General features: G+C 44.0%; 5 protein-coding genes. 1 reads left to right on the forward strand and 4 read right to left on the reverse strand.

The genetic code is table 11. The features are described 5' to 3' along the window. Positions 1-205 precede the first annotated feature (205 nt). The 3 genes from rppA to QUA01_RS27145 form a co-directional block, all read right to left on the reverse strand. Complete coding sequence (gene rppA / locus QUA01_RS27135) at positions 206-892, reverse strand: two-component system response regulator RppA (protein WP_333093613.1); 687 nt, start codon at positions 890-892, stop codon at positions 206-208. Positions 893-1,071: 179 nt separating this feature from the next. Continuing rightward, a complete protein-coding gene (locus tag QUA01_RS27140; RefSeq protein WP_333093612.1) occupies positions 1,072-1,722 on the reverse strand; it encodes a glutathione S-transferase family protein in 651 nt (216 codons plus the stop codon). A 107-nt stretch (positions 1,723-1,829) separates the two neighbouring features. After that, entirely contained in the window at positions 1,830-2,099 is a 270-nt protein-coding gene (locus QUA01_RS27145) for a hypothetical protein (protein ID WP_333093611.1), read from the reverse strand. Positions 2,100-2,296: 197 nt separating this feature from the next. Between QUA01_RS27145 and hisG the strand changes: the two genes are divergently transcribed. Beyond that, positions 2,297-2,941, forward strand: coding sequence for an ATP phosphoribosyltransferase (hisG, locus tag QUA01_RS27150; protein ID WP_333093610.1), 645 nt, complete (start codon positions 2,297-2,299; stop codon positions 2,939-2,941). A gap of 99 nt (positions 2,942-3,040) precedes the next feature. Here hisG and QUA01_RS27155 read toward each other — a convergent pair whose 3' ends face one another. After that, the gene (locus tag QUA01_RS27155; RefSeq protein WP_333093609.1) at positions 3,041-4,507 is read right to left on the reverse strand and encodes a response regulator; all 1,467 of its coding nucleotides are present in this window, start codon (positions 4,505-4,507) and stop codon (positions 3,041-3,043) included. Positions 4,508-4,913 lie beyond the last annotated feature (406 nt).

Below are 4,913 nucleotides of genomic sequence, written 5' to 3' on the forward strand. Positions count from 1 at the left end.
CAGAGAGGAAGCATAAGCGCTAAGAAAGAATGTTTAAAGCTTATACCGCAGAGCTTACCCAGGTTTACCTAGGTTTTTATTAGCGGTTGAAGACTGACGGTTAAATTTAGGTTGTTTTCTTGTGTCTGCGGAGGCGGAGGATAGTTTGATTCTTGCGGAGTTTCAACCGCCGCTTGCATCTACGAGATTTTTTGGGCAATTATTATTAACTGCCTTCTCCAAAGCGATAGCCTCTACCGTAGACTGTGTTAATTAGGGTGGATTCGCCTGGGGCTTCTATTTTACGTCGCAGCAGGCGAATTTGAGCGGCTAATACGTTGCTGCTGGGTTTTTCTGTTTCACTCCACAAGTATTGGTGGATTTGTTCGTGTGTTAGCAATTGACCGGGATGGCGCATTAAGTATTCTAATAACTGACATTCTTTTTCTGATAGGTCAATTGTCCGATCGCCCCGATAAGCAATTTGATTGTCGTAGTCTAGCTGTAAGTCTGCAACTTGCAGCCGCCCGACAGCCACCTCGGCATCAAAAGTAGGGGGGCGTCGCAGCAAGGCGCGGACTCTGGCTAGCAGTTCTCGCAGTTCAAAGGGTTTAACTATATAGTCGTCTGCGCCGGCATCGAGTCCTTTGACGCGATCGTCTAGGGTATCTTTGGCGGTGAGAAATAGCACTGGTGTATTCCGTCCTTGCGATCGCAATTGCTGACAAATTGCCAGTCCGGTTTGTCGGGGCAGCATCCAATCTAAGATTAGCAAATCGTAAGATTTCTGCATTGCTAAATTGCTGCCTGTCGCGCCGTCAATTGCCACATCAACTGTATAACCTTCGCGGCTTAAAACTCGACTCAAAGGGTCAGTCAACTCAACTTCATCATCAACTAAAAGAATCCGCATCTTGATTTTACATTTTAGTTTTTTCGACTTAGCTCAAAACAAGTTTTAGATGTTAGATTTAAGCATGAATTACAGGAAGCTTGCAGATAAGTAGGTTTTGTAGGGATTTCCCCCCTGCGGTTGCTTTGTCTGCCGTGAGGTTAAGTTTAGGAATGCTTAGGTTAAGCAAACTGATTTTGCTATATTTTAAAATGTGGAATATTTTCTGATTCGCTGTAAGCTGCTGCTAGCCATTCCTGGATTGCAGGAATTGCTAAAATCGCATCAGCATAAGCTTTTCCCTCTGCATTGAATTTGACTCCGTAGGTTACAAAACGCAGGACGATGGGAGCAAACATAGCGTCAACAATTGTAAATTTTCCGAACAACATAGGGCCACCTGTTCCGAATTTTTGACGGCATTCGTGCCACATGGTAAAGATGCGGTAGATCTCTGCTTCAACACTGGGAGTCATTCCTTCTCCGGGATAGCGGTTGCGACAGTCCATCGGCATATTTTGGCGCAGATTTTGGAACCCCGCGTGCATTTCGGCGCAGATGGAACGGGCGATCGCCCTTTGGGCGATATCTGCAGGCCACAAATGATGCGCGTAGCGATCGGCAACATACTCGCAAATTGCTAAAGATTCCCACACTTTCAAGTCGCCGTCGATTAAAACAGGCACTTTTCCCGAGGGAGAATAGCGCCGAATTTCCGCGTGGCTTGTCGGCCCGTCTAGGGGGATTCTCACTTCCGTAAATTCCAGTCCAGCTTGTTTCATCACCAGCCAAGCACGCAGCGACCAAGAGGAATAATTTTTGTTGCCAATAACAAGAGTCAATTCGGTCATAGTTTAGCTGTGAGTTATTTGCGATCGCCCGTTCAATTTCCAGTTTTAGAGTTGAATACACAAAGGATAGTCCAGTTCTGTGCAACAGCCTCTGCAAGCATCTTACATTAACAACCTCCCAGCGTTCCGCGTTTTTCGGCAAACTTCGATCGGGTGGTGTCATCGAACACGCTTAATTTCAACTGAGATGAGAAACCTCTGAGCCTGGGGATTCTGGGGTGGTTAGCGGTAGGTACGGCTACTGTATAATCCATTTCCTCTGCCTCTAGACCCCCGCCTGAGAGAATTTCATCTACTGTAACTTTCAGGGAATCCGGGTCTACACTGTGAAATTCTTCGTCAAATTCTTGACTGTCAAACTCTTGATTATTTTCCATACTGACCGCCCTTTAAAAAAGTGAGTCTATAAAAACTTACTAAATATAATATATACCAAAACAAAGGATCGAGCAATAGCGTAAATTTATTTTTAACTGTGAACTATATGTGTTATTCTGAGTTTGGCAAAAGCTGTTTCTGCTTGTGCCGCGATCGCCCCTTCCCAAATTGAGCAATTTACACTTTAAAAATTGACATGATTACTGTTGCACTTCCCAAAGGCGGATTGTTAGGAGATAGTATTCGGCTGTTTAAATCGGTTGGATTAGACTTCAGCGCTTTTCTAGATTCCTCTAACCGACAACTTCAAATTTATGACCCCACCGGAACAGCAAAAGCTTTGCTAGTCAGGACGCACGACGTGCCTGTTTATGTGGAATACGGTCAAGCTGATTTGGGGATTGCCGGTTATGATGTTTTGCGGGAAAAAAAACCGAAAGTTGCTAATTTAATTGATTTACAATTTGGCAAGTGCCGGCTGTCGGTGGCGGTGAAGGAATCTAGTTCCTATCGGCGAAGTGTGGATTTGCCACCTCACGGTAGAGTTGCTTCTAAGTTCGTCAACTGTGCGAGGGAATATTTTCACAATTTGAACTTGCCGGTGGAAATTGTGCCGCTTTACGGTTCTGTGGAGTTGGGGCCGATTACGGGTATGTCGGAGGCTATTGTGGATTTGGTTTCGACTGGGAAAACTTTGCGGGAAAATGGTTTGGTGGAGATTGATGTTTTGTTTGAAAGTTCGGCTTATTTGATCGGTCATCCTTTGAGTTACCGTTTGAATTCTGGGGGAGTTAATGAGTTGATTGGGAAGTTGAGGGAGCAAGTTTTGACAGCGGTTTGATGTGGGTTTAAGTTAGAAAATCTTTATCGGTTCGCAGTAAGGAACTTAGTCATTATTGTTAAATATGAGGACTGAAGTCCTTACTAGGAACGGTTTTATTTAGTTCATTTCTGAGCTGCTATTGGCAGGTATAAGACCTAGTTTTTCCCGGCATTTATCTATATAAAAACTGACGACTGTATCTGCAGGGTTTTGTTCGATTAGTTGCTGAAAGTATCCTAGGGCGGCGACAAATTTTTTGGCTTGCCATCCTTGAATTCCTTTGTCAAATAAAGCCTGGGTAAGCTGCTTGGCCTGGGAGTCTGGACTGGATGCGGGCCAGATTTCGTAGATTTCAATAGCTTGCTGCTTGCCACGCGGGGTTACTCTATCGATCCACCGATAGTAATAATTGTTGCTGGCTGAATGGCTGTCGGCTGCTGTCGCGTGAGAATTTGAAATCATACTCTCCCCTATTTTGGCTTCCAAGTCACACTTTAATAATAGACTTTCTTTTGAGTTTGAATTCGGACTTATGTTATTTAGAAATTCTCTGGCATGAACGATCGCATTTTCGCTAACAATAATTTGGCAGCCATATATTTTAGTTAAATTTTCTAAGCGAGAAGCTGTATTTACTACATCGCCGATGACTGTAGAGTCCATCCGGCGATCGGAACCCAAGGTGCCGATCATGCCGATCCCGGTGTTAATTCCTGTACCGATGTTGACGGGATATTCTAAATTGTATTTATGGCGATCGGCATTAAATTCCTGCAAACTTTCTTGCATGGCTACTGCGGCTTCGATCGCATTTATAGCGTGAGAAGTCGGCAGATCGAATACTGCCATGATGGCATCGCCTAGGTATTTGTCAATAAACCCGCCGTGGGACGTGATGCAATCGTTCATTTTAGTAAAAAAAGCGTTCAACCATTCAAAGGTTTCGTGTGCTGGTTGAGATTCTGCGATCGTCGTAAACCCGCGAATGTCGCAAAATAGAATAGTCAGCTCTTCTTCTGTGACATTTCCCAATTGAATCGATTCTATGCCTTTTGGGGCAATTCGTGTGAGAATCTGCTCCGGTACAAATAGCTGAAATTTTTCAGCAATATATTCGCTGGCCTCCCAAGCTGCGGCGATTTGGCGCTGGCTTTTTTCTGTGACTTGCTGGTTGAATTGGGAAGTTACAACTTGCGATCGCATTTGGCTCAACTGCAAAATATTTTTAATTTTTGCCAGCAGCAAGCAACTGTTAAAAGGCTTTGTTAAATAATCATCTGCCATCCTTTCTAACCCTTTGAGGCGAGAGGTGTCGTCACTGAGGGCAGTCAAAAAAATCACCGGTACAGTTTGTAAAGCCGTATCCTTACGCAGGATGTCGCAGACATCAAAACCGTCCATATCCGGCATCATAATATCAAGTAAAATTAAATCTGGTCGAAATGTGCGGGCGAGGGAGAGCGCTTCATCGCCAGATAGCGCTGATACTGTGGTGTATCCTTCGACTTGCAATAACTCTTGGAGTAAAGTCAGATTATCTGGCTCGTCATCAACCAACATGATGCAGGGCGACTTGTTTGACATGGAATCTGATAGGTAAAGTTTGTCACCGACCGGCAAGGACGAAAAATTGAGGTATTTAGCAAGGATTGACGGACGATCGCCTAGAAATCGGATTTTTTTCGATAATACTGCATCCAGATTTTTAATCGGGTAAAAAACCCAATTTTTTTAGTTTAATAGCGTCCAGAACAGATTGTGTTGTATTCTTGACCTTTTCCTCTGGTTCCTGAAAAAAGATGCCCCCGCTCGATCGCCGAAATAGTTGAGTTCGGTTCAGATAAATTGATTTTACATTCAATTTAAAATTTCTCTACTATTGAGTTTAGCCTTTCGCACGATCAAATGTAATAAATTAGGGCTTGCTGGATAAGTGCAGAAAGGTTACACGGCGCGGTTATACGATCGCGCGATCGAGAGTTTAGTGCAA

Origin of the sequence: Microcoleus sp. S36a_B3, from assembly GCF_036700745.1 — a bacterium.
Lineage (GTDB): Bacteria > Cyanobacteriota > Cyanobacteriia > Cyanobacteriales > Microcoleaceae > Microcoleus.

Bases quoted from the DNA above. Each gene is read 5' to 3' on its own strand.
- QUA01_RS27140 (WP_333093612.1), bottom strand. From the start codon at position 1,722: ATGACCGAATTGACTCTTGTTATTGGCAACAAAAATTATTCCTCTTGG.
- QUA01_RS27145 (WP_333093611.1), bottom strand. From the start codon at position 2,099: ATGGAAAATAATCAAGAGTTTGACAGTCAAGAATTTGACGAAGAATTT.
- hisG (WP_333093610.1), top strand. From the start codon at position 2,297: ATGATTACTGTTGCACTTCCCAAAGGCGGATTGTTAGGAGATAGTATT.
- QUA01_RS27155 (WP_333093609.1), bottom strand. From the start codon at position 4,507: ATGTCAAACAAGTCGCCCTGCATCATGTTGGTTGATGACGAGCCAGAT.
- rppA (WP_333093613.1), bottom strand. From the start codon at position 892: ATGCGGATTCTTTTAGTTGATGATGAAGTTGAGTTGACTGACCCTTTG.